The sequence below is a fragment of the Alteribacillus bidgolensis genome, from assembly GCF_002886255.1.
Lineage (GTDB): Bacteria > Bacillota > Bacilli > Bacillales > Marinococcaceae > Alteribacillus > Alteribacillus bidgolensis.
On sequence record NZ_KZ614149.1, the window covers coordinates 673,126 to 696,012 of the forward strand.

Annotated in this window: 24 protein-coding genes and 1 pseudogene; 15 read left to right on the forward strand and 10 right to left on the reverse strand. The window is 37.3% G+C overall.

Annotated features, from left to right (window positions below; genetic code table 11):
* Positions 1 to 29: 29 nt before the first annotated feature.
* Together CEF16_RS03565 and recU are read right to left on the reverse strand one after the other, a co-directional pair.
* On the reverse strand, positions 30 to 2,762 hold the full coding sequence (locus tag CEF16_RS03565) for a penicillin-binding protein 1A (protein WP_091579752.1): 2,733 nt from the start codon (positions 2,760 to 2,762) through the stop codon (positions 30 to 32).
* A 99-nt stretch (positions 2,763 to 2,861) separates the two neighbouring features.
* Entirely contained in the window at positions 2,862 to 3,452 is a 591-nt protein-coding gene (recU, locus tag CEF16_RS03570; RefSeq protein WP_091579755.1) for a Holliday junction resolvase RecU, read from the reverse strand.
* Between the two features lie 253 nt (positions 3,453 to 3,705).
* Here recU and CEF16_RS03575 point away from each other — a divergent pair, with 253 nt between their 5' ends.
* The 4 genes from CEF16_RS03575 (at position 3,706) to CEF16_RS03590 (ending at position 6,147) form a co-directional block, all read left to right on the forward strand.
* Positions 3,706 to 3,963: a DUF370 domain-containing protein gene (locus CEF16_RS03575; RefSeq protein ID WP_091580728.1), complete on the forward strand. Its 258-nt coding sequence runs from the start codon at positions 3,706 to 3,708 to the stop codon at positions 3,961 to 3,963.
* A 324-nt stretch (positions 3,964 to 4,287) separates the two neighbouring features.
* A complete protein-coding gene (locus CEF16_RS03580; RefSeq protein ID WP_091579757.1) occupies positions 4,288 to 4,782 on the forward strand; it encodes a helix-turn-helix domain-containing protein in 495 nt (164 codons plus the stop codon).
* A gap of 82 nt (positions 4,783 to 4,864) precedes the next feature.
* Complete coding sequence (locus CEF16_RS03585; RefSeq protein ID WP_091579760.1) at positions 4,865 to 5,233, forward strand: YppE family protein; 369 nt, start codon at positions 4,865 to 4,867, stop codon at positions 5,231 to 5,233.
* A 74-nt stretch (positions 5,234 to 5,307) separates the two neighbouring features.
* Positions 5,308 to 6,147, forward strand: a complete 840-nt coding sequence (locus CEF16_RS03590) for a sulfurtransferase (RefSeq protein ID WP_091579762.1) — start codon at positions 5,308 to 5,310, stop codon at positions 6,145 to 6,147.
* Positions 6,148 to 6,196: 49 nt separating this feature from the next.
* Here CEF16_RS03590 and CEF16_RS03595 read toward each other — a convergent pair whose 3' ends face one another.
* The 3 genes from CEF16_RS03595 to CEF16_RS03605 all read right to left on the reverse strand — a co-directional run bounded on the left by CEF16_RS03595 (position 6,197) and on the right by CEF16_RS03605 (position 8,560).
* Entirely contained in the window at positions 6,197 to 7,873 is a 1,677-nt protein-coding gene (locus CEF16_RS03595) for an ABC1 kinase family protein (RefSeq protein WP_091579765.1), read from the reverse strand.
* Between the two features lie 54 nt (positions 7,874 to 7,927).
* Entirely contained in the window at positions 7,928 to 8,257 is a 330-nt protein-coding gene (locus CEF16_RS03600) for a phasin family protein (RefSeq protein ID WP_091579767.1), read from the reverse strand.
* 123 nt (positions 8,258 to 8,380) lie between these two features.
* Entirely contained in the window at positions 8,381 to 8,560 is a 180-nt protein-coding gene (locus CEF16_RS03605; protein ID WP_091579770.1) for a hypothetical protein, read from the reverse strand.
* 226 nt (positions 8,561 to 8,786) lie between these two features.
* Between CEF16_RS03605 and ilvA the strand changes: the two genes are divergently transcribed.
* The 5 genes from ilvA (at position 8,787) to CEF16_RS03630 (ending at position 12,321) form a co-directional block, all read left to right on the forward strand.
* Positions 8,787 to 10,034: a threonine ammonia-lyase IlvA gene (gene ilvA / locus CEF16_RS03610; RefSeq protein WP_091579772.1), complete on the forward strand. Its 1,248-nt coding sequence runs from the start codon at positions 8,787 to 8,789 to the stop codon at positions 10,032 to 10,034.
* A 66-nt stretch (positions 10,035 to 10,100) separates the two neighbouring features.
* On the forward strand, positions 10,101 to 10,850 hold the full coding sequence (locus CEF16_RS03615) for a DUF3891 family protein (protein ID WP_170031554.1): 750 nt from the start codon (positions 10,101 to 10,103) through the stop codon (positions 10,848 to 10,850).
* A gap of 58 nt (positions 10,851 to 10,908) precedes the next feature.
* Positions 10,909 to 11,433: a type 1 glutamine amidotransferase domain-containing protein gene (locus CEF16_RS03620; RefSeq protein ID WP_091579777.1), complete on the forward strand. Its 525-nt coding sequence runs from the start codon at positions 10,909 to 10,911 to the stop codon at positions 11,431 to 11,433.
* A 114-nt stretch (positions 11,434 to 11,547) separates the two neighbouring features.
* The gene (locus CEF16_RS03625; protein ID WP_091579780.1) at positions 11,548 to 11,880 is read left to right on the forward strand and encodes a thioredoxin family protein; all 333 of its coding nucleotides are present in this window, start codon (positions 11,548 to 11,550) and stop codon (positions 11,878 to 11,880) included.
* 15 nt (positions 11,881 to 11,895) lie between these two features.
* Positions 11,896 to 12,321, forward strand: a complete 426-nt coding sequence (locus CEF16_RS03630; RefSeq protein ID WP_091579783.1) for a TlpA disulfide reductase family protein — start codon at positions 11,896 to 11,898, stop codon at positions 12,319 to 12,321.
* Positions 12,322 to 12,359: 38 nt separating this feature from the next.
* Here CEF16_RS03630 and CEF16_RS03635 read toward each other — a convergent pair whose 3' ends face one another.
* Positions 12,360 to 13,085, reverse strand: coding sequence for a metallophosphoesterase family protein (locus CEF16_RS03635; protein ID WP_091579785.1), 726 nt, complete (start codon positions 13,083 to 13,085; stop codon positions 12,360 to 12,362).
* 218 nt (positions 13,086 to 13,303) lie between these two features.
* Between CEF16_RS03635 and CEF16_RS03640 the strand changes: the two genes are divergently transcribed.
* The 4 genes from CEF16_RS03640 to CEF16_RS03655 all read left to right on the forward strand — a co-directional run bounded on the left by CEF16_RS03640 (position 13,304) and on the right by CEF16_RS03655 (position 16,865).
* Positions 13,304 to 14,446 (forward strand): conserved virulence factor C family protein, encoded by a 1,143-nt coding sequence (locus tag CEF16_RS03640; RefSeq protein WP_091579788.1) that lies wholly within the window; start codon positions 13,304 to 13,306, stop codon positions 14,444 to 14,446.
* A 282-nt stretch (positions 14,447 to 14,728) separates the two neighbouring features.
* Positions 14,729 to 14,941 (forward strand): hypothetical protein, encoded by a 213-nt coding sequence (locus CEF16_RS03645; RefSeq protein ID WP_091579791.1) that lies wholly within the window; start codon positions 14,729 to 14,731, stop codon positions 14,939 to 14,941.
* Between the two features lie 18 nt (positions 14,942 to 14,959).
* Positions 14,960 to 15,439, forward strand: a complete 480-nt coding sequence (locus CEF16_RS03650) for a PH domain-containing protein (RefSeq protein WP_091579792.1) — start codon at positions 14,960 to 14,962, stop codon at positions 15,437 to 15,439.
* Positions 15,432 to 16,865, forward strand: coding sequence for a PH domain-containing protein (locus CEF16_RS03655; protein WP_091579795.1), 1,434 nt, complete (start codon positions 15,432 to 15,434; stop codon positions 16,863 to 16,865). The genes CEF16_RS03650 and CEF16_RS03655 overlap by 8 nt, the downstream gene beginning before the upstream one ends.
* A 51-nt stretch (positions 16,866 to 16,916) precedes the next feature.
* Here the strand turns inward: CEF16_RS03655 and CEF16_RS03660 are convergent, their stop codons facing one another.
* From CEF16_RS03660 to CEF16_RS03675, 4 genes are all read right to left on the reverse strand, one after another.
* Entirely contained in the window at positions 16,917 to 17,915 is a 999-nt protein-coding gene (locus CEF16_RS03660; protein ID WP_091579798.1) for a DUF2777 family protein, read from the reverse strand.
* Between the two features lie 312 nt (positions 17,916 to 18,227).
* On the reverse strand, positions 18,228 to 19,166 hold the full coding sequence (locus tag CEF16_RS03665) for an MBL fold metallo-hydrolase (RefSeq protein WP_091579800.1): 939 nt from the start codon (positions 19,164 to 19,166) through the stop codon (positions 18,228 to 18,230).
* A 121-nt stretch (positions 19,167 to 19,287) separates the two neighbouring features.
* Entirely contained in the window at positions 19,288 to 20,226 is a 939-nt protein-coding gene (locus CEF16_RS03670) for a hypothetical protein (RefSeq protein WP_091579803.1), read from the reverse strand.
* Between the two features lie 43 nt (positions 20,227 to 20,269).
* Complete coding sequence (locus CEF16_RS03675; RefSeq protein ID WP_091579806.1) at positions 20,270 to 21,307, reverse strand: toxic anion resistance protein; 1,038 nt, start codon at positions 21,305 to 21,307, stop codon at positions 20,270 to 20,272.
* 226 nt (positions 21,308 to 21,533) lie between these two features.
* Between CEF16_RS03675 and CEF16_RS03680 the strand changes: the two are divergent.
* Together CEF16_RS03680 and CEF16_RS03685 are read left to right on the forward strand one after the other, a co-directional pair.
* A pseudogene (locus CEF16_RS03680) lies at positions 21,534 to 21,946 on the forward strand (DUF2203 family protein).
* A 17-nt stretch (positions 21,947 to 21,963) separates the two neighbouring features.
* Positions 21,964 to 22,728, forward strand: coding sequence for an NRDE family protein (locus CEF16_RS03685; RefSeq protein WP_091579809.1), 765 nt, complete (start codon positions 21,964 to 21,966; stop codon positions 22,726 to 22,728).
* Positions 22,729 to 22,887 lie beyond the last annotated feature (159 nt).

Here is a 22,887-nt window from a genome sequence, read left to right on the forward strand (position 1 = left end):
TGATAGAGCTTATCAGGTGGCTTTTAGTATTAGTCATTATCTGCCTCGTCATCGTCAGTATCCGGTTCCGAATTGTTGTCTTCTTCTGCATTTTCTTCATTATTGTTTTCATTTTCATCGTCATCGTCTAATGGGAGGTCTTCTAATGGATCTTCATCGTTTTCATCATTTCCATTTCCATTACCGTTTTCATTCCCATTCCCATTGTCGTTCCGATTCCCATTTTCATTCCCATTTTCATTTTCATTATTTCTACCGTCCTCATTTGGTATATCATTATCACTTGGCGCTTCTTCGTCGTTTTCTCTTTCGTCTTCCTCATTTTGGTCTTGGTTTTCGTCTGATTCTTCATCAAGCTCATCGGAATCAGGTATGCTGACCTGAACTTCAGCTGAGTCACTGGAATCGTCTGGACCTTCTTGATTGATCACGGTAACTCTAAATTGATGTGTTGTTCCTTTTTCAGGATTGGAAAGCGAATAAGTCATTTCATTTTGTGTATTGATGGACTGATAATCTTCATTATCCACCCGATGTTCAATTTCAAAGGCTCTGCCCTCTAATTCTTCTTCATCATAATTCCAGCTTAATTGTATCTCATCTGTTTCTTCATTATAAACTGCGTTTAACCCATTAATTTCACTTGGAGTTGTAAATTCTTTGGATACTTCTTCAGGGCCTGTTCCTTTTACAAAGAGTTCTGTGATAGCCTCAGAAGAAGGTGTAAACGGACTTGCTCGTTTTCCAGTACTTTTTTCAATTTGTATTTCTTCTACAGAATCTGGTTTTGCAAAATCAGGAGTGTCTATATCTTCTGATACATTACTCATAATAAGCCGGAAAATCTCTTTAGCAATATCACTTTCATCATTGATGAGATAATTTTCCCCTCTTCTTCCACTAAATCCTGTCCATACAGAAGCTGTATACTGCGTGGTATACCCAGAAAACCATACATCAGGGTCACCGCCTGATGGTATGTTAAATTGTTGATGCTCTTTATCTGTGAAGTTGGTCGTTCCTGTTTTTCCTGCTACAGGTAAACCGGGTATATTAGCTGCACGACCTGTCCCTCTACTGTCTGTTAGAACGTCTTTCAACATATCAGTAATCATGTAAGCTGTATAATCACTCATGGCAGAGGTGGATTCTGGTTCTAAATTAATTTCGCGGCCATCTGGAAATTCAATCTTTCTAACAGCGTAAGGTTCTGTATACTGTCCATTATTACCAAATGCTGCGTATGCGCCAGCCATATCAAGGCTGGATACACCTTCATTGACTCCGCCAAGTGCTGCAGCTTCGTTTACTTCTTCCATTGGAATACCTAATCCACGAACGAAATCACCAGCTTCTTCTAGTCCTGTTTGCTGAAGGGCTTTAACAGCAGGAATGTTTAATGAGCGAACAAGAGCTTCACGCATACTAACATTTCCTGCATAATTCCCAGAGTAGTTCGTGATTTCTTGCCCGTTTGAATACTGATGAGGTGCATCTTCTAATTGATGATACGTGGACCACTCGTTATGTTCAATGGCAGGACCATAATCCAATAATGGTTTGATGGTAGAACCTGGCTGGGCATTGGAACGGGCAGCGTAGTTCAGCCCTCTAGCCACGTCCTGGCCTTGACGATTTCCCACCATCGCTTTTATAGCACCAGTCTGGGTGTCAAGCAGGGTAAACCCGACTTGAAAATCATCATTTTCTGGGTAGTTGTTAATATGCTGATTTGTTTGTATTACTTCTTCTGCAAAATCTTGAGCATTTGTATCTAAGGTTGTGTGTACTTTTAGGCCGCTCGAATAAATATCAGAAGACGTAATTCCATCCACTTCTTCAAGTTCATTTTGGACTTGAGTAATGAAAGAGTCGTAAACGACGCCTTCTTCGGTAGGTGAAAAATCAAGCTGCTCTTCTACTGAAACACTTTTAGCTTGCTGGGCGTCTTCGTCGGAAATAAAGTTATGTTCTGCCATTAAATCTATCACTCGATCGCGCCGGTCTTGTGCAGCATCTGGGTTCTGAGTAGGATCGTAATAGCTTGGTCTTCGTGGAATGGCTGCTAATAAAGCTGCATCTTCAATAGTAAGCTCTGTAATATCAGATTTATTAAAATAAATCTTAGAAGCTTCACCAATCCCGTATGCACCTTGATTAAAATAAATTAGATTTAAATACATTTCGAGTATTTGATTTTTACTGTATTGCTGCTCAAGACGTATAGCAAGGTACTGTTCTTGAACTTTTCTAGTAATGGTTTTATCCGTGGATAAAAAAGCATTTTTTACAACTTGCTGCGTTATCGTACTTGCCCCTTCTGCTCCGAAACCGCCTGTAATATTTGCAGCGAGCGCACCAAACAAACGGCGGATATCTATTCCAAAGTGATCATAATAGCGTACATCCTCAATCGCTACAAAAGCAGATTTAGCATGCTCAGGGAGTTCATTGATATCAATTAAATCTCTGTTTTCTCCTGCTTGCAGTCTTGTGATTTCCTCTCCATTTTGATCATAAATTTCAGCAGCTTGTGAAAAAACAAGTTCATCTGGATCAAGGGCAGGAGCTTTGCTGATTATAGCAACCGTTGTAATTGTTCCAGCAGTAAGTAAGATAATTCCTGCTATGAGGAGTGAAATAAAGACTTTACGCCAGATGGAGCGTTTCGGTTGTTTTTCTTTATCAGGCTTTTTATGATTGCGCTTTGCAGATTCTTGTGCTTTGCGTCTTTCTTGTCTTGAACGGTAATTGTCGCTCATTTTTTGAATTCTTCCTTTCTTATAGATGCCGCTTGCATGTTCGTTTATCCTCCTACAACATGCGTATCATTAGACGCGTATTCAGAAAAAAAGTTACACCTAAAAATAAATTTTATCGATCGTGGAAAGGTAATCTAAGCGGGGGGCATACCCTTCTGGAATTAAATGACCGTCTCTTTCAATATCGTCCTTAGGGATTGATTTTCGGTCCGATTGTTCAAAATACCACCAGCTAAAATGAGAAGCATCGTAAAGGTATGTTTGATTATGTTTAGAAAAACGTATAATAAGAAAAGCAATCCCTTCGTGTTTCATGACAGCTTTCATGTGTTCTGCTTGATGAACATGAATATTGTTAAACGGAAAAGACGTTTTATTTCTCGTTTCTTTTGCTTCAAAATCAATATATTTTCCCCGGTAAATACCATTATAATCGGTGGTGGAAGGCTGCTTGAAGTATGCTTCGGTTATTTTGGCCGCACTCCTTTTTGGATAATCAACGTTGACAATTTGGACAGGGGTCGGTTTTTTATGTATTACACATTGACCTGTCGATTGATAATATATATTCGTTTCATTTAAATCTTGTTCTAAAGACATCCCCCTATTTCCAAAGCTTTTATTAGTGGAGCTGATTGTAGAAGCAGAGGAAGCTGCATATTTTTTTCCGCTAGGATAACGAAAGGCCATCTCTCGACACTTCCTTTTTTATATACTTTAGGAATGATTAACTTTGTTAAAGGATCAAAGTTTAAGCAAAACTATGACTTCTGCATTTGGATTTGGCGGCAAGCCAAGCTTTTCTAAAACATTTGTCATCCCTTTATATTAGCATATATTATTACGTTAAAGAACAGGATGAAAGTATTAAGATGCACTTAAATTGGACAATCATGGGTATGGTCATGTTACGATAAGTACGGAAGAGAAAGTGAGGGATATAATGAGTGATAAGCCGGTTAATCTTGGATTTGGAAATATGATGCCACCAGAAAGAATTGTATCTATTGTCAGCTCTGATTCTGCTCCAACTAAACGTCTCATTCAGGAAGCAAGAGAAAGAAAAATGCTTATTGATGTAACAAACGGCAGAAAAACGAGAAGTATTATTTTAGCTGATAGTGACCATGTCCTTCTTTCCGCTATTCAGCCGGAAACGGTTGCTCAACGACTGCATGACAATACCGAAGATGAAGAATAAAAAAAGCTCCGGCTGGACCGGAGCTTTTTCACGTTTTTGGTTCATTCGGACCTTTTAATTTTTTATCTCCATAACCAACATTTCGCTTTTCCGTGTTATGTTGATTACGCTTTTTTTCTCCGCTCTTTTTCGTCATTCGATACCCTCCTTGCCGCTTAATTTCCCCACTATTATAGGATTTATTCCACCTAAAAAGGAGGATATGTAGAAAAAAAGATAATTTCTGTTTTCTTACTCGAAACAACACTAGTTCTGTCACAGCAGCAGGGTATTCCCTCCTTTACTACGAAATCATAAGAACCTACTAAATGAAGGAGGATAAGGATGAAAGAAAAATTATATAAAACGAAAGATGTGGCGGATCAATTAAATGTTTCTGCTGGAACCGTTTTAAAATGGGTGAAAAAGCACGACATTCCTTATTCAGTTAATCAATACGGCCACTATTGTTTTGAAGAAAAACACCTCCCTTTATTTAATGAAATTAAAGAACAAAACCGCCAGCTCAACTCTACAAATACAAAAAAAGAACCTCCTGTCACTACAAATGTTCTTACGGAAAGAATAACGAATATGGAAGATAAGATTAAAATATTAGAAAGGATGGTTTCTAGTAAAGCTGATGACATTGTATCTTTTCAATTAATGGAACATCGAAAAGAGATAAGATCTGTAAACAAGCAGCTGCAAAAAATTGAGGACAGACTGTACAAGCTAGAGGATAAAAAGGAAACTTGGGCAATGACTGAGCTGGAGAAACAGACTAAAAAAGATAAACGGGTTTTAACTAGTATTCTCTCTGCAATGAGAATCATGTAAATACTATTTCAACGTTTTGTATTATTTGATAAGCCTAGGTCCTGCTGGTAAGATATGTAGCTAAGGGGGCCCAGATAATAATATGCTTAAAGAGATTAAAAACAAGCTTTATGAGCGGACAGAGGAACTGAGGAAGCTTAACAATGAAGCACTTCAGTCATATGTGAAAATAAAAGAAGATAAGGAGAATACTCCTGATTTTTATGAATGTGTGAAGCCTTTTGCTGATAAAGTTAAAGCCTGTGCTGATGAGTGGAAGCCTTTAGCGGAACAGTGGATAATAGAAGACAAGCCTGATTATTTTTATATAAAACAAATGGAAGATACCCATGAAAATCTGCTTATTTCTTCTGTGCTGGCCTTTCAAACTGATACGAAAGAAAAAAGGTTTCGTGAAATGATACAGTCTATTGATTACATTTTGACAGGAATAACAAATCAATTAAAATAATATATAATCTAACTTAAATTGGTTGTAAACACATTTTTCAGAGCGATTTGACTTATCTAGTACAGGAGGAGACTATGCGTTATCTTGTAACTTCAGGGTGGCTAGAACAACAGTTGAACAAAAAGGAATATAGAGTGGTTGATTGTCGGTTTCATTTAGATGCCCCCAATAAAGGAAGGGACCTCTATAAAGAAGGGCATATCCCAGGATCAGTTTACTTTGATTTAGAAAAGGATATGTCTGGTGAAGAAGAAAATCATGGAGGCCGCCACCCGCTGCCAGATATGAATGACTTTGCGGAAAAGTTATCTAATTGTGGGATAGACAAAAGCACTAAAGTAGTAGCGTATGATGATCAAGGTGGTGCAATGGCAGCCAGGTTTTGGTGGATGCTTATGTTTTTAGGACACAAAGATGTTTATGTGTTAGACCGGCCATTCTCTGTATGGAAGGAAGAAGAAAGACCGGTAGAACAGCACATACCAACCTATGAGCCAAAAGTATTCCTGCCTGAAATCGAGCCGCGTTTGCTCGTTCATTTAGAAGAAGTTAAGCTGGTACTGCAAGATAAGACTGCTGCTCTTATCGATGCAAGAGATGAAGATCGCTTTAAAGGAAAGCGTGACAATATAGATGGTATTGCTGGACATATCCCAGGAGCACGGCATTATTTTTGGAAGAACGTGTTGGATGAAAGTGGAAAGTGGAGAGACAGAAATAAATTAAAGACTTATTTTAAAGATCTGCCTAAAGAAGATGATATTTTCTCCTATTGCGGCTCAGGGGTAACTGCTTGTGTTAATGTACTTGCTTTAAAAGAGGCAGGGTATGAAAATGCGAGACTATATGCCGGAAGCTGGAGTGATTGGATAACGTATGATGATCTCCCTATTGAAACAGATAAAGAAAATTAATTAAAAGGAAAGCCTGCCTATCTACATGCTGGCTTTCCTTTTTAAATAGCTAAAATCTCCCTGATTTAAATATAGCGTATAAAAGCCACAGAAACATTAAAAATGTAGCTATAAAGCTGATTTCGATGACAGGTAAACGGACAAGCGGTGATGACGAATCGCCGAAAGTAGATCCAATAATTAATCCAACCATAATAATGCTGAATGCTAACAAGATTATACTAAAGGAAAGCCGGTTACTGATTCTGTCTAACTTATTAAGAAAGATATTGATTTTTGGGATTTTCATTTCCACACCAACATGGCTGTTGTTTAATTTTTCAAGAGCAGCGCGTAACTCGCGTGGAATGTCTAATAAGTATTCTTTTTGTTTCTGGCCTTCTTTTAGCCATTCACTTACCTTTGTTTTCGGATTTAATCTTTCTTTTGCCAGCATCCTTCCATAAGGCTCCGCTACTTCTACAATACTAAGCTCTGGATCAAGATGTTCTACTACGCTTTCAAGAGTAATAATGGCTTTGGCAAGCATCGTGTACTCTTTATAAATTTGAATTTCATATCGGTGAGCCGTGGAAAAAATATCATTAATTGCTTCACCAATACGAACCTCATTAAAAGGCCGGTCGTAATACTTAAATAACAGATATTCAACATCTTCTGCAAATTGATCATCATCAATAGCATTAGGGATGTCTGCCATATCATAAATAGCACTAGCTACAAGGTCTGGCTGTTTTTTTGTCATAGCAATAATGTAATTAATAAATTGTTTTCTCATTGCTTTGTTCAAGCGGCCAATCTGCCCAAAATCAATAAAGGCTGCTGTATCATATCCCGTGAAAATAATATTCCCAGGGTGAGGATCACTATGAAAAAATCCGTTCACTAAAACTTGGTGCAAAAAGGAATCGGTTAATGTACGAGCAAGTCCTTTCTTATTAAAATCTTTTTTTGTATCTCTAAGTTCAGACAGTTTAACTCCTCGTGAAAATGACATTGTCAATATACGCCGGCTAGAATAGTCTTCTAATACATCAGGTATTTCAATTTTTGAAAAGCCGGCCATATTATTTTTCATTTTCTCAGTATTTCTTGCTTCTACATAATAATCGACTTCGTCACGAATAGCATCCACATATTCTTCAATAATATCTTGCAGCCGGTAGTAACGTGCCCAATGAAATCTTTGAGTAAACAATTTGGCTAGGTCGCGAAGAATATCAATATCTTTTTCCATTATTTCTTTAATATTCGGTCTAGAAACTTTTACTGCAGCTTCACGTCCATCATGGAGGACTGCATAATGGACTTGGCCAATAGATGCTGCAGCTAGAGGTTCTTCACAAAAGTGTGAAAATACATCATTTAATGAGCAGCTTAGATCATTTTCAATAATTTGTTTACTATATTCAAAGGGAAACGGTGGAACTTCATCTTGAAGTTTTTCTAATTCTTCAATGATCGAAGGAGGAAAAATGTCTTTTCTAGTGCTTATAAGCTGCCCTAATTTTATAAAGGTAGGGCCTAACTCTTCAACAACTAGCCGGACTCTTTTTCCTATCGAGTGAGTATTAACATCTTTAGAGTCAGCGGCTAGTCTTTTAGGGAGGGATAATATATGAAATAGTCCAACTTCTTGTAATATATAGCCAAATCCGTGCCGGGCTAGTGTGGCAGCAATTTTTCGGTAACGGTTAGCATGTTTTAGTCCACGGGTTAAAGCCATTTGAAAATTCCTTTCTAGAGCTTCAGCAGGATATGATACTAGTTAATGAACAATTCATTCCTTGTTTTCCTTAAAAGAATTTGTTAAGTTGAATTCTAATTTTTGTTCTAACTCTTGAAGTTTTTTTTCTAATACTTCTACATCTTTTGCAGTTGCTAATCCCATTTCTTTAAAAGATTCCTGCATTTTTTCTTTGGCTTGGTTAGACCATTCCATTTCTGTGTCGCGGCCTTTTTGAATGAACTCCTCTTTCCATTGTTCTGCTTCACGAGGAGTAATTTTTCCTTTCGTCACGAGATCATCAACATAGTTTTGTATCTTTTCTTTGCCATAGGCTGCTGCCCCTAAACCTAGAAAAAAACCTTTTTTAAGCATTTCATTCATTTGGACGATCCTCCTTGTTGAAAGTTATAATCTACGTTTTTATTTTACCAAAACCTTGCTGGATAAAACATCAAAAAAAGGGCCTTGCCTGAATGTCAAACTTGTTCAGGTAAGGCCCATTATTTATCCGTTATCTCTTAACATTAAATAAATAAATACAAAAATGGTGATCACCGATAGTATGGTAAGTACGGTGATAAACATCGGTTCTGCATCATTCCAGCCGTTAACGGATGCAAATGCGTTAGAAGGTACAAGTGTTAAAACCACAGCAGTAAAGATTGCTGTCATCCATTTATTCATTAAAGCGCCTCCTTTTTATTTTTATTGTAGTATGTAACGAAATAAGTTAATGATTATCCAATTTTATTATATAGGGTGATGCAGAAATTATCAATTGGCGCTGTCAGCTTTTAACCATCTAAAAAAATGTTATAATAGGTACTGTTTTTATTGTGTGAAAAAAATTTGAACTTATTAGGGAAAAGATTATATAAACAACTAGGACAGTGTGGAAAGGATAATGAAGATGGGTAAGATTCATATTGAAGACATCATTATAGCGAATCAGACACTAAAAGATGTTGTAACACATACACCTTTGCAAAAAAACCAAGTGTTATCGGAGCGTTATGATGCTAATGTTTATTTAAAAAGAGAAGATTTACAGGTCGTTCGTTCTTTTAAAATTAGAGGAGCCTTTCATGTCATGCATAGTCTTCCAAAGGAAAGTATGGAAAATGGTGTAGTATGTGCTAGTGCTGGGAACCATGCTCAGGGAGTTGCTTATTCGTGTAAAGCTCTTCAAGTTAAAGGGAAAATCTTTATGCCTACGACAACGCCTCGTCAAAAAGTCGAACAGGTAAAATTGTTTGGAAAAGAATTTGTAGAAGTTATTTTGACGGGGGATACTTTTGATGATGCGTATCTACAAGCAAATTCTTACGGTGAAAAAAACGATATGGCTTTTATCCATCCCTTTAATAACGAGAAAATCATTGCCGGACAGGGAACAGTGGGGATGGAAATTATGAATGATATAGAAGAGGCGATTGATTATTTGTTTTGTTCAATTGGAGGAGGAGGGCTGATATCTGGAATCGGCACGTATATAAAGTCCATTTCTCCCAATACAAAAATTATCGGGACAGAACCTGCAGGCGCTCCGGGAATGAAAGAATCACTCGCTCGTAATGAAGTAGTAGAACTTGATAAAATTGATAAATTTGTAGATGGTGCTGCTGTTAAGAGAGTAGGGGATATTCCATATGAAGTATGTCAATCTGTAATAGACGATATTTCTCTTGTGCCGGAAGGGAAAATTTGTACTACGATACTCGAGTTATATAATGAAAATGCTTTAGTCGCAGAACCAGCTGGTGCTATGCCTATTTCAGCACTCGATTTTTATAAAGAGGAGATCAAAGGAAAAACAGTTGTTTGCGTTGTAAGTGGTGGAAACAATGATATTGGAAGAATGGAAGAAATGAGAGAAAAATCTCTCCGCTACGAAGGGCTGCAGCATTATTTTATTATTGATTTTCCCCAAAGGGCTGGTGCACTAAGAGAATTTCTTCATGAAGTTTTGGGACCAGACGATGATATTACAAGGTTTGAATATGCGAAAAAAAATAATAAATCAAACGGCCCGGCTTTAGTTGGTATTGAATTGACCGACAATAAAGATTATCTGCCTTTAATTGATCGCATGCAGAAAAAAGGTTTCCATTACAATGAAATAAATAAAGAAGAAAGCCTGTTTAATTTTCTTATTTAACCTTCCTGCGGGAAGGTTTTTATGTAAATGAATAATGGGTATGAATGTACTAAGGGGGAGAGTATAATGATTGTAAATGAGTATAAATCTTACTTTGAAATGATACCTCAGCATGAGCATGCCAGAATATCTTATGAAATATTAAAAAACTGGGGTGATCGCTCAGTAGAAAAGAGTTCAGTATGGGAGGCTCTCCTGCTTGCAGTACGAGAACATGACAGGGCGTGGATACCGCTTGATGCCAGCCCAATAATGAATAAAGAACAAAATAAACCATATTCTTTTACGGATTACCCTGAAAAAGAAAAAATAACCGCTTATCAGCAGGGGATACAGACAGTGGTTAAAAAGAATGCGTACAGCGGATTGCTTAATAGTTTACATTATGCATCTTTTTTTAAAAACAATACATCAAAAAAAGCTGTATCATTTTTAAAAGAAGAAGAAAAACGGCAGGAGAAATTACGTGAATTACAAACACATTCTGAGGAATCTTTTCATCTAAGGCTGCTGCAATTTTGTGATGATCTGTCTTTATATGCGTGTATGAATGATCCGGGAGCTAGGGAAGACGAAGAAATAAGCTGGTTTAAAAACGGCTTTCGACATACTTTCGAATTTCTTGACTATAAAACGATTCAGGCACAGTTCATCTCCACAAATGAAATTCAACTCACCCCTTTTCCTCTTCGTTCACCGCTAAAAGTAACCATTCACGGAAAGGCTGTGAAAAAAACGGTGATAGCAGAAGAAAACGTGGATGCAGCTTTTCAATCGGGAGAAGAGGCAGTAAGAAATTTTAGCTTCGTACCTTGATGATCTGGGAAAAATATATGAAAATGGGAAGAGACGTTATAAATGAAAGGAGTATATGATGCAATTATCACAAACACGAATTATTGCACTAGTAGATGAGGATTTTGAAGATTTAGAGCTTTGGGTGCCTGTAATGCGTCTAAGAGAAGAAGGAGCAGAGGTGGTGTTAACGGGTAAAGAAAAAGGAAAAACCTACCACGGAAAGTACGGTGTACCTGCTGAAGCACAAGCTGGTTTTTCCGATATTAATCCTGAGGATTTCGACGGCATTTTAGTTCCGGGGGGCTGGGCTCCAGATAAGCTGAGACGTTTTGATGAAGTAATCGATATGGTAAAACATATGGATGCCAACAAAAAAATTATCGGTCAAATCTGCCATGCAGGCTGGGTTTTAATATCAGCTGATGTGTTACAAGGCAAAAAAGTAACAAGCACTCCGGGTATTAAAGATGATATGAAAAACGCCGGTTCTATTTGGAGTGACGAAGCAGTTGTAGTGGACGGCCATCTCATCTCAAGCCGCCGGCCGCCGGACATTCCTGAATATGGAAGAGAGTTAGTAAAAGCTTTTCTTAACCAGTAGCTTGAGTATCGCCTGACAAGGCTTAAATTTCTAAATAGAATGTGAAGTAAAAAATGAAGAAGCAGGTCTGATTCTTAAAGGAATCAGGCCTTGTTTCGTTAAAAAGGAGCAGGCATGATTGAAAAAAATGAAAAGCAAATCTTTCATATGAAAGCAAGCGGAGAGCCCTTTGTATTATTTCTTTATTCCCCGTTATGTGGAACATGTAAGAAAGCTGAGCAAATGATGTTTGCATTAGAAAACGTATATGATAGCATGCTTTTTGTAAAAGCAAATATAAATACGATTCCTTCCTTCGTGAGAAAAGAAAAAATAAAAAGTATTCCATGTTTACAAGTTGTGCAAAACAAAAATACTGTAAAAACAATCTATGCGTTTCATTCCATCCCTTCGCTAGTTGAACGGCTGCACCCTATTATAGAAAAGCGTCATGCTGATCATGAATAGAAAGGATGAACTTTTTTGATTGCACCTTCCTTCGAATTAAAGGATATGTTTACAGACCAAACCGTTCCATTGCATGCCTATAAAGGTAAGCCTCTAATGCTTACTTTCTGGGCATCGTGGTGTCCGGATTCACAAATTGATTTATCTCAAAAACAAAGGTTTTATGATTATCTCGATACACATCAACTTGGATTTTTAACGATAAACGTTACCGGAAGAGAGGGAAAAGAAGAAAATGCAAAAGAGTTCATAGAAAAAGAAGGCTACACCTTCCCTGTACTATTAGATAATGGCACAAATACGTACGATTGTTACCAGTGTATGGGAGTTCCTACTACCTTTATTCTTGATGCAGATCAACAAATTATCAATCGCTTTAACGACAAAGCAGCATTTTTAGATATTATGAAAGGAATGAATCAAGTCATAAGCAAAAAATAAACCCGGCTTATATAAATACAGCCGGGTGCATATTCCTTTTAAGGCTTTTTTCCCTGTTTTACTACTGCTTTCATTTGTTCACTATTTGGATAATCATTAGCATCATATTGATTTAAAACTCTTTGCAGATCATAAGACACCCGATGTATAGAGGCAGAAAAAGCATCATCTTCTATGTGAAGAAGTACATAAGAGGGGCGCGGATCACCATCAAAAGGAAGGCCAACACTGCCTGTGTTAATAAAGGTTTTATCCCCGATTGTTTTTATAAATGGAGTATGGATGTGCCCGTAAACAATAATGTTTGCCTTTGTGTGAAACGATAGTTTTTCTTCTAATTTTTTATCTGAATGGTCCGCAGTAACTACATCAAATAAGCTTGTTGGCGTAGCATGGAAAGCATGCATGATTACAGAATCACTAAAACTCTCTAAAAATGATTCAGGAAGTCGGCTTAAATAGTTTACATCTTCTTGTGATAGTCGTTCCAGCGTCCAGTCGCGTTCTTGATTCATCAAAGCCAGAGCATTATCTGGGACTTCGTTTTTTAAAACACCGCGCACTACCCATTCGTCTGCATTACCTTTTAATACTTTAGCAGGAGAGGAACGCACAGTCTCTAAAGCGTTTTTTGGTTCTGGACCTCTGTAGCACAAATCACCGAGTATATACATTTTGTCTACTTTTTTATCTTTTAGGTCATTGAGTACCGCTTTTAAAGCTCGGGCATTTCCGTGTATGTCTGATAATAGAGCAACTTTCACAACGATAACCTCCCTGATTATGTATAAATAAAAATTCACGTATGTTTTTCACGTTTTACCCTTCCATTATACAGGATAAAAGCTGCTTCAATAACCCTCACAATGAAGGTTTAGAAATTGGAAGAAAATCTTGCGGTTATGTTACAATCAAAATTACCTAATATAGTGGGAATGTTTGGGACGAACTTAAAGTTTAGAAAGGAGTTTACTATACTGCTATGAAAATTGTATCTATAGAACCTACACCAAGTCCTAATACAATGAAGTTAATATTAGATGAATCCTTGCCTTCAGGGAAAAGCAACAATTATTCTGCTAAAAACATAAAGGATGCTCCTGATTTTATTCAGCCAATTTTAGAGATTGAGGGTGTAACGGGAGTATATCATGTCGCAGACTTTATGGCAGTGGAGAGGCATCCTAAATCAGATTGGAAAGCGCTTCTTCCCAAAGTTCGGCAAGTTTTTGGAGAAGAAGATGTTGAAGAAGACCGGCAGTCCAATGAGCAGGGAGAAGCATTTGGTGAAGTGCAGATTCAAGTTCAGGCTTTTAAAGGAATACCGATGCAATTAAAAATAACAACTGCAGATGAAGAAAAAAGACAAGGACTGCCAGAAAGGTTTCAGGAGGCAGCTTTTGCTGCGCAAACAGAGAATGACAATGTAGTTATGCAAAGAAAATGGGAAGATCATGGTGTACGGTATGGAAATGATTTAGAGTCGATCGGTAAGGAAGTAGCAGAAGAAATAGCAGCAGCCTATCCGAAAGAAAGACTTGATCGTCTCGTGAACATGTCGCTAACAGGTGAAAAACAGGTTCAAAAAAATGCCAGCCGTTACATTAAAGTTACATTAGACATGCTAGATGATCCGGATTGGAAAAACCGTTATGCAGCACTAGAACAAATGGACCCTAAAGAAGAAGATCTTCCAGTGCTTGAGAAAGCTTTACAAGATGAAAAATCTTCAGTTAGACGTCTTGCGGTTGTATACCTTGGAATGATTGAAAAACCAATTGTATTACCGCTTCTTCGTCAGGCGATGCAAGATAAATCTGTAACGGTTAGAAGAACAGCAGGTGACTGCTTTTCTGACATTGGTGATACAGCCGGTGTTCCTGCAATGATTGATGCATTAAAAGATAAGAACAAACTTGTACGCTGGAGAGCGGCTATGTTTTTATATGAAGTAGGAGATGAAACAGCAGTAGACCCTCTTAGAGAAGCCGCAAATGATCCGGAATTTGAAGTAGCTTTACAAGCTAAAATGGCTCTTGAAAGAATAGAAGGCGGGGAAGAAGCTAAAGGTTCGGTTTGGAAACAAATGACAGAAAAAATGGCTGAAGGAAGAAATAATGGTTAACAATAAAAATAAGCTGACGTTAACAATGTTGTGCAGCTTGAACGAAAAGGCCGTCTCCCGCAAATAATAGAGACGGTTTTTTTACACTTAGGAAAGTATAAAATTATATTGGAAAACAGTATAAGTAAAACTACGGCATTCAACGTATAAGATGTACTAATGCCGCCGCTGCCACAGGACGCGCATCTTTAGGCGGTGTCCTTTTATATGGCGGCCAGCCGGGTTTTTCTAAAAATAAACGAATTAGTAATAAGGAATGAAAAGACACAGGAGGTGTTCATAATGACAAAGGAAGAAATAAAAAGTATATTAAAAGAAAAACAAATGGAAGAAGCGCTTGAACTGATTGAAGAGGCAGAAGCGGGTGAACTTGCAGAATTAGAGTTGGTACAATCCTTAGGGTTGCTGCGGGATCCCTCCCTAAATGAAAAAGTAATACGTGTACTGCAAGAAGAAGGCGTTTCTATCATATATATTTCAGACGAAGATGCTTAAAAAGAGAGGAAGCAAAAAGTGCGTGGTCAACCAACACATCGAATATCAAAAAAAGCTTTATCCGTGTGGCATTTAAAAGGAGTAATCTCAACCGGGCTTTTATTAATCATACCAGCTGCATTGTTTTTTTTCTCTTACAGACTTCAATTTCCGCTGTTTTATGTTTGGATAAGCGGAATACTTGTTGCTGGATATGGGCTGTGGAATATTGTTGTATTGCCAAAAATACGGTGGAGTATGTGGCGGTATGAAGTATATGACAAAGAGATAGAACTTCTGCGCGGGGTATTTATTATCCGACACACTCTTATTCCGATGACACGTGTTCAGCACGTCGATACGGAACAAGGTCCGATTTACAAAAAATATGGACTGACGGCGGTTACGATCTCTACCGCTGCTGGAGTTCATGAAATTCCTGCTTTGTCAGAAGCAGTTGGCAGCAGGCTGCGAGACAAAATTGCATATTTAGCAGGAACGGAGGAGAGCGATGAATAATTGGTACAAATTGCATAGCGCCTCCATTTTATTAATGTTTACTTCCAAAGTGAAAGATTTACTGATTCCTTTATTGTTAACTTTATTTGCTGGCGGTACGGGTTATGGGTCTCGATTTACCTCTTTGCTTTTTCCTATACTGATTATCGTTATTTTGTTGTACAGTTTCCTATACTGGGTGTCGTTTAGGTATCAATTTTATGAAGGTGAACTAAGAATTAAACAAGGAATCTTTATCAAGAAAAAACGTTATATTAGAAAAAATAGAGTACAATCTGTAGATATTGTTTCCGGAATGTTTCATAGACTGCTGAAAGTAGAAAAAGTTAAAATTGAAACTGCAGGCGGAGGGATGGAGCCTGAAGTTGAATTAGCAGCAGTCAAACAAAAAGAGGCGCAATTTATTCGTACACAGCTTAGAAGCGTAGACGTACCAAATCAGTCTGAAGGTGAGGAGGCAAAAGAACTCGGACTGTCTACGGAAAGAAGTTTTTATTATAAAGTGCCATTAAAATCAATTATAATAGCGGGATTTACTTCAGGAAAAGTAGGCCTTGTTTTTTCAGCTGCTGCTGCTCTTATTTCTCAAATTGATCAATTTCTTCCTCGTGGATTTTACGAGAATTCTATTGGTGTACTGATTTCTAAGGGAGCTGTCTTTTTGACAGGTATATTACTAGTTGTCGCATTCATTGCATGGATCATTTCCATCTTCATTACAGTTATTCAATATGGTAACTTTGAGATTTCCAAAAATGATAAAGAATTAATTATTTCTCGAGGCTTATTAGAAAAAAGACATTTGACATTGCAATTAAACCGGATAACAAGCGTGCGCTATGTGTGCAATCCCATACGACAATGGCTTGGTGTATGGAGTATTTACGTCGACAGTGCAGGGGGAGGCTCTAAAGAAGAACAACTTTCTACATTGCTTTTGCCGCTTGGCAGCAGAAAAGAAATAGATCATTTAATGAAAGAAGTGCTGCCTTATGCCCAAATGCCAGAAACAATCCAGCCTTTACCCAAAAAAGCCGCTCTTCGCTATATTATTCGTACATCGATTATTTGGTGGCTGCTCACTTTTCCGGTGATGTGTTTCCTTCCAAATGGCTGGGTATTTTTTATACTGCCGCTTTCTTTTTCTTATTTGGGCTGGCTCAGATATAAAGACAGTGGTTTTACGCTGCGCCGCAATCAGTGTGTATTACAAACGAGACTTTTTAGTTTATCTTGTAATATACTTCCAAAAAATCAAATTCAGTCCATTACTTATCAGCAATCTTTTTTTCAAAAAAAAAGAAAGTTGTACACATTATCAGCAGATATTTTATCAACTACTGGGGGCCGTACATTTCAATTAAACGATATGGAAACAGATGAGCATCAAAATATTTTTGAATGGTATAAAAGAAACAATAAATAAAAAGCTGCAGGAAACACTTCACTGCAGCTTTTATGATACTCAATGAAAATATTATGATTCGTAGTCCTTGCTGTAAGCATTTGTATAAGTGGATATACTTCTTTCCCCGCTGTCAGTAGTACATTCGAACCGATCGAACACATAATCTTGGGAGTGAGTACGTAATATCCGTTCGTAATGATGCTGTATAAGTAATGTTTTACCTGGCTTTCGAAAGGTAAGGAAATTTACACCTTTAAAAGAAGAAGTCCCTTCTGCCTGCAAAAGTTCATATAATAAACGATTGTGGCAATCTTCTAAGTGGGTTCTTTCAAATCCAAAAGAGTGGATCCTCTGCCAAAGACTTTTACGTGCAGGGTGTTCCAATTCGTTTAACAGAATAGTAAAGGGCTGAAATTGCTCTTTATGAATTCTTACCGAATCGTTTTTCTTTATTTTATATTCTTTCCCTTTGTGGTCTTGAAAAGTAAAGTGGTTTTTGTAGGTAACCGGAACCCATATATTACTTGATTTCTGAATTTCAAGCTCAAATGGACAGCCTTCTAACTCCAGCGTATCTCCATTTGTTGGTTCAATTAGATGTACATCTCCTTGATTTTCTTGGATTTGATAATAAATATAATTTTGTTCCTCTGTTTGACTTTCCTCTTTGTTTAACGGCAGGGACGGTATAGTAATCTGACCGTAAACGGAACCAATATCCTTCCATGTCTGAGCGGTTTCCAATTGTTGCTTAGAAGCAGTGTATAACTCATTGATAGTTGTTTGTATAGCTTTCACAACGGAATCGTTAAAAGACATATCCCATTTCTTATCCGGTGAATGGATTTTTGAACCGGGAACTGTTACATAAGCATTCTTTTTTTCATCAATAGTATCTGCTGCATGCAGTTCAGGTGTTTGGGCTACTCCGAGGATGAAAACTTTTCCTGACCAAGCTTTTTTAGGAGGAGTAAAAACCTCATCTAAACGGCCATAAAAAACGCCTTCTATTCCTTTATCAACCAGGACGGTGCTGCCTTTATGTTTAGTAGCTTCTGTACGATTCATGTAAACCCTCACTTTTGGTTGTCGTTTTTTTAGTTTATTTCTCGGTGTGAATTTCCGTGTTCCCTATTTGAATTAGAGGAGTGCAGGAACACACGCCGAATATGAATAATAAAATGTGCCATACCTTTTCTCCGGATAGGTATAATAGAGCGTGGTTAGTATTAACACATTATTAATGGACATATGTATATGCCTTTTTGAGAGAAATCAGCTGAAAAATTTCAACATTCCCCTTCCTCAAGGGGAGGTTTATTTCATTATACGAAAAAAAGGGGCCTTCCGGCAAGAAGACCCAAAATGAAATGGAATAAGTTATTTGGAGAGATAATCAAAAATCCCCATTGCTGATACGGCAGCGTCCATTTTAATAAAAGTAACGAGAGGATGATTATCATCAAGGTGATGCAAAGAATAATTCCTTAAAACATCTTGCCCTAATCGTTCAGCTAATACTCCAAAGGCTAAACCTTCTCCTTTAACAGCTTTTCCTTTTTGAATAAAGTGCGGAAGCCAAAATCTTATTTGTCTTTGTATTTCATTGATATTTTTAGAAGCTCCGTAATGCCCAAAAAATATAGAAGAGGGCTCGTATGAAAGAATAAGCTTAAGCGATTCTTCCATTTTGTCAGGGTCAAATTGATTGGGAGAAGTGGAAGGCAAATAAATGTCTTTTTGAAGATTATTTGCATCCGTATATTGAATACCAATAGTGTCCCCGGTAAAAATTCCATTGCTGTGTGAATCTATAATGCTAAAGTGATGAGAGGCATGCCCTGGTGTGTCAAGGAAAGTGAGTGTTCTTGCAGAAGAGAGGGAGAGTGTTTCTTCATGATCTTTAATAATAACTTTTTCTTCTGCAATAGGAACAACTGGATCAAATAAAGATTCGAATCTTTCCCCATAGACTGCCTGAGCCCCTTTTACGAGACGAGCCGGATCAATTAAATGTCTGGCACCGCGGGGGTGGACTACCACTTTTGCATTTGGGCACTCTTTTAAAAGCAGACCAGCTCCTCCTGCATGATCAAGGTGGACATGAGTGACAATTATATATGTAACTTCGTTTAGAGATCTTCCCAAGTGTTCAATGCTCTTTATTATGCGGGGGACAGACAAGCTCGGTCCAGTGTCAATTAATGTTAAGTCTTTTTCATTAATAATGTAAGTGCCGGTCCTATTGGGCAGGTGAAGATCAAATCCATCTGAAATCCAAATATCGTCCGTAATCAATTCTGGTTTTTTCCAGTTCATAAGATATCATGCCTCCAATGTGAGGGTTTTCTTTTATAGGTGCACAGAAGCGGGCAAACAGCCCGTCTTCACGTTGTCTGGCATAAAGTTTTAAAGTATTGTTGTCGGTTAATACACAGCATCAATCGAACATATTCTTATTCTGTCTTCCTGGGTACCGTTTTTCGTATAATTTTAAAAGCTGTTCCATCTTTTCTACTTTTGTGTGTTCTGCCTTCTCTCTTATTATGCGGATGTTTACTTCCATTTTAGTGAGCGTTTCATACAGCTGTTCTGTTTGGGCAGTTTTTAAATCCGAAGAAAGAGATAAATAAGTCTTAATTAAGGAAGGTACATCTCTTTGAAGCAGCCGCTTTAAAGTGTATTTTTCCTCTATATCAAGCAATTCATATACGTTTGCAGTACGTTCGGTTTCTTCTAGCAGTCTCTTTAGTCGATTTTCAATTAATTTCCCGAGCTTAACATAGTGATTTGCTAAAAATTCTTCAAGTTCTCGAATGTATGGATAAGGTTCCTCTGAAGATTGAATCAACTCTTTATCTTCCTTAGAATCAGGAAGAGAAGAAACGGAAGGGTTAGCTGATGTTTTTTCAATCAAACCGCCTAACAGAGCATCATCAAGAAGTTCAAATTTATAAAAAAGGTCCTCAAAATATCTTGATTTTTGAATACTCCGTACAAATGTCTGGCCATTTTTAATATATTGAACAGTTGCCTCTTTAAAACGGTTTGGCCGGTTTTTAGACAGATGGGTTTTACGAAGGTATTCAATAATAATTCTTTTTTTTATTGCTGCTTCTGATTTTGGAGTTTCATAGCTTAATAATTTCATCCGTTTTTGATTGATTTTCAAACGAAAATGGAATGTTTTACTATTTTTTTTAAATGTTTGCGCAGATTTTACTTGTTTGCCGTGTTGAATCAAGCGATCCAACGCTGCTTCTGTTTCTTGAACAAGCACTAAACCGTACGCGTCAGAAAAGATATGGTCATCCACTGGCTTTAAATGGTCCGGCAAAAACTTTTCGAGCCAGGGATGACTAAGCCAGTCTTTTGTCAACACGACCACCTTCTTAAACGATGTTCAAAGGTTTCAGCACACCTTATTCCAACAATTTTGTTTTCATTTGGTTATTTAGTTCATCTAATTCAGAAATGAATTTCTTTCCAGATTGTACGATGCGTTCATTCGATTGTTCAGTCATTTGAATGGCGGCATACACATCTTCATATGCTTTTCGAAAGGTTTCAATTGCGACAGCAGGTTCTTCTAGTGTTTTTAAAGTGTCTTCTGTGTTGCTTTTCAGCATTTCTGCGTTGCTTAAGATCATATTTTCTGTGGCTTCATTTACGCTTTGAACAGCATTAATCACTTTACGCTGATTGCCAAGTGCAAGCTGAATAGAGGCCGTAACAGTAATGATGTTTTTCGTCATGGTAATGGCATTGAAAATAGCTTCTTCTAATTTCTCATTATTATCTAATATTAAATCGACCGAAGCTAAAGATTGCTGTAAGACCATTACTGCCTGGGTCATGTTTTTTATTCTTGAAACCACTTTTTGCTGACCCTTTTGAAGTGCAGTCGGGTTGTCCAGCAATTCTTCTTTTGTCATTTCATTTTCTAACATTTCATTTAAGGTTTTACCAGTTTGTATCTGTTCTTCTAGGTCAGATATTCGTTCTTTTGCAGTCTCTTTTAATTGTTCTAGCATAACGTTATCTTCTTGAAGTTTATCTCTGCCTGAGAGCAAACCTTCTATAATATTCTCTACTTGAGCTTCAACGGTATCGTACTTTTTGGCATATTGTTCTATTGGATTTCTTCTTAATATTTTATTCCAGGTTTTTTTCCATTTTCCCTCTTTTAAATAATCAGGTTCTAGCTCTCCAACCATGCCTTTTAATTCATGAAGTTTTTCCGGGAGTTCATTATCTTTTTGGTTCATCATTTCACGAACAGGCTTTTTTAAAGCATCTAAAGAGTCGCCTGCTTTTTGTTGTTCTGCCTCTCCAAGTCCTCCAAGTGCGGATACTAAATCATCGGAACTTTCTGCGCTTTTAAATCGTTCTAAAAACTTTTCCGCCTTCTCCTTGGCTTCGCTAGTTTCCGCAGGATGGTTGTATTGTTCTTGGGCCATTTAGCGCTCTCCTTTCTGTTTATGCTTATATATAAAGCGGTCACAGCGCTGATAAGTTTTTCGTAGGATAGTATTATTATATCATTTATTGCCAGGTTTCGTCGTATATCCCTTTTCATTATTGTGTGATTTAGGTACGATGTAATCTACAATAAGTTTCGGAAATAAAAAATTATTTTTTTAAAGCTTGAATTTCGATATATTTATACCAAGGGGAGTGTATGAAATGTTTAATAAATATTTCACGCTTCAAGAAGCAAATGATCTGCTCCCGTCCGTTAGGGAAGAATTGGTGCATCTTCAATCTTTAGAGCGCGAATGTAAAACCGTTCATCATCATCTTCAGGCTGTTAAAAAGGGTGCTTTAGAGGAAGTGAACAGTAGACAAGAAGACATTTTTCTGCTGGAAACAGCGGTCGATTTTTTAGAAATTCAAGCCCAGAGTTACGTGAGCCAGTTAGAAAAAACGGGATTTATATCAAAAGTATTGATGAAGGGCTGGTTGATTTCCCTGCAAAAGTAAAAGGAAATTCAGTACTGCTGTGCTGGAAACAAGGTGAAGAATTTATTACTCACTACCACCATTTATTTGAATCTTTTAAAAAAAGAAAGAAAATTTACAGTACGGATGATGAGTGAGATAGAGGGAGGTTAAGATGTGCCTGATTGTTTTTGGGTATGGTGTTCATAAAGATTATCCATTGATTGTGGCAGCAAACCGTGATGAATTTTATTCTAGGCCGACAGTTCCTCTTCATCATTGGCCGCGTTCTCCAATTAAAGCGGGAAAAGACAAAGAAAAGGGCGGCACATGGATGGGGGTTACAGAGAGCGGACGATTTGCTGCTATAACCAATGTGAGAGCATCAAAACAGAACCCTGCCAAGTATTCAAGAGGAGAAATTGTCAAAGGATTTTTAGAAGCAGAAGATCCGCATACGTTTTTAGAAGAATGTAATGTACACAACGAGGATTTTGATGGTTACAATTTGATTTCGGGAAACAGTAGCCAATTATACTATTCAACCAACCAGGACAAGCATAGCAAGCACAAGTTAAAAAAGGGTGTTTATGGTTTGAGTAATGCGTTTTTAAATACGCCGTGGCCAAAAGTAGTAGATGCTAAGAAGAAATTCACCAGTATTTTAAAAAAGCAAACGGCATCTTTTTCGCCTGAACCGTTATTTGAAATGCTTTCTGATACTAATGAAGCAGACGAGAAAGACCTGCCTGAAACAGGAGTGGACAGACAACTTGAAAAAAAACTGTCTCCCTTGTTTATTAGAATGAAAGGGTACGGTACACGTTCTCAAACGGTGCTGGTATTTACGAAAAAAGGTGAAGTGATAATGGAAGAGCGGACATATAGTGAAAACGGACACATATTAAATCAAAAGAACTTAAATTGGACAATCAAATAAAGTTGAATATCTATTGAAAAAGATGAATAAATATAAATGATTGCGTTTTCTTAAAATTAATTAATAATATAAAAAAAGTGAAAAAAACGCGACAGAAAGCGTTTTCATGGAGTTTTCTTTATGTGAAATAATTTGCCGAAATGTCAGAAAAATGATATG

Excerpts from the sequence above, each read along its gene's own strand:
- CEF16_RS03565 (WP_091579752.1), bottom strand. The coding sequence starts at position 2,762 with ATGAGCGACAATTACCGTTCAAGACAAGAAAGACGCAAAGCACAAGAA.
- recU (WP_091579755.1), bottom strand. The coding sequence starts at position 3,452 with ATGGCCTTTCGTTATCCTAGCGGAAAAAAATATGCAGCTTCCTCTGCT.
- CEF16_RS03575 (WP_091580728.1), top strand. The coding sequence starts at position 3,706 with ATGAGTGATAAGCCGGTTAATCTTGGATTTGGAAATATGATGCCACCA.
- CEF16_RS03580 (WP_091579757.1), top strand. The coding sequence starts at position 4,288 with ATGAAAGAAAAATTATATAAAACGAAAGATGTGGCGGATCAATTAAAT.
- CEF16_RS03585 (WP_091579760.1), top strand. The coding sequence starts at position 4,865 with ATGCTTAAAGAGATTAAAAACAAGCTTTATGAGCGGACAGAGGAACTG.
- CEF16_RS03590 (WP_091579762.1), top strand. The coding sequence starts at position 5,308 with ATGCGTTATCTTGTAACTTCAGGGTGGCTAGAACAACAGTTGAACAAA.
- CEF16_RS03595 (WP_091579765.1), bottom strand. The coding sequence starts at position 7,873 with ATGGCTTTAACCCGTGGACTAAAACATGCTAACCGTTACCGAAAAATT.
- CEF16_RS03600 (WP_091579767.1), bottom strand. The coding sequence starts at position 8,257 with ATGAATGAAATGCTTAAAAAAGGTTTTTTTCTAGGTTTAGGGGCAGCA.
- CEF16_RS03605 (WP_091579770.1), bottom strand. The coding sequence starts at position 8,560 with ATGAATAAATGGATGACAGCAATCTTTACTGCTGTGGTTTTAACACTT.
- ilvA (WP_091579772.1), top strand. The coding sequence starts at position 8,787 with ATGGGTAAGATTCATATTGAAGACATCATTATAGCGAATCAGACACTA.
- CEF16_RS03615 (WP_170031554.1), top strand. The coding sequence starts at position 10,101 with ATGATTGTAAATGAGTATAAATCTTACTTTGAAATGATACCTCAGCAT.
- CEF16_RS03620 (WP_091579777.1), top strand. The coding sequence starts at position 10,909 with ATGCAATTATCACAAACACGAATTATTGCACTAGTAGATGAGGATTTT.
- CEF16_RS03625 (WP_091579780.1), top strand. The coding sequence starts at position 11,548 with ATGATTGAAAAAAATGAAAAGCAAATCTTTCATATGAAAGCAAGCGGA.
- CEF16_RS03640 (WP_091579788.1), top strand. The coding sequence starts at position 13,304 with ATGAAAATTGTATCTATAGAACCTACACCAAGTCCTAATACAATGAAG.
- CEF16_RS03645 (WP_091579791.1), top strand. The coding sequence starts at position 14,729 with ATGACAAAGGAAGAAATAAAAAGTATATTAAAAGAAAAACAAATGGAA.
- CEF16_RS03655 (WP_091579795.1), top strand. The coding sequence starts at position 15,432 with ATGAATAATTGGTACAAATTGCATAGCGCCTCCATTTTATTAATGTTT.
- CEF16_RS03660 (WP_091579798.1), bottom strand. The coding sequence starts at position 17,915 with ATGAATCGTACAGAAGCTACTAAACATAAAGGCAGCACCGTCCTGGTT.
- CEF16_RS03665 (WP_091579800.1), bottom strand. The coding sequence starts at position 19,166 with ATGAACTGGAAAAAACCAGAATTGATTACGGACGATATTTGGATTTCA.
- CEF16_RS03675 (WP_091579806.1), bottom strand. The coding sequence starts at position 21,307 with ATGGCCCAAGAACAATACAACCATCCTGCGGAAACTAGCGAAGCCAAG.
- CEF16_RS03685 (WP_091579809.1), top strand. The coding sequence starts at position 21,964 with ATGTGCCTGATTGTTTTTGGGTATGGTGTTCATAAAGATTATCCATTG.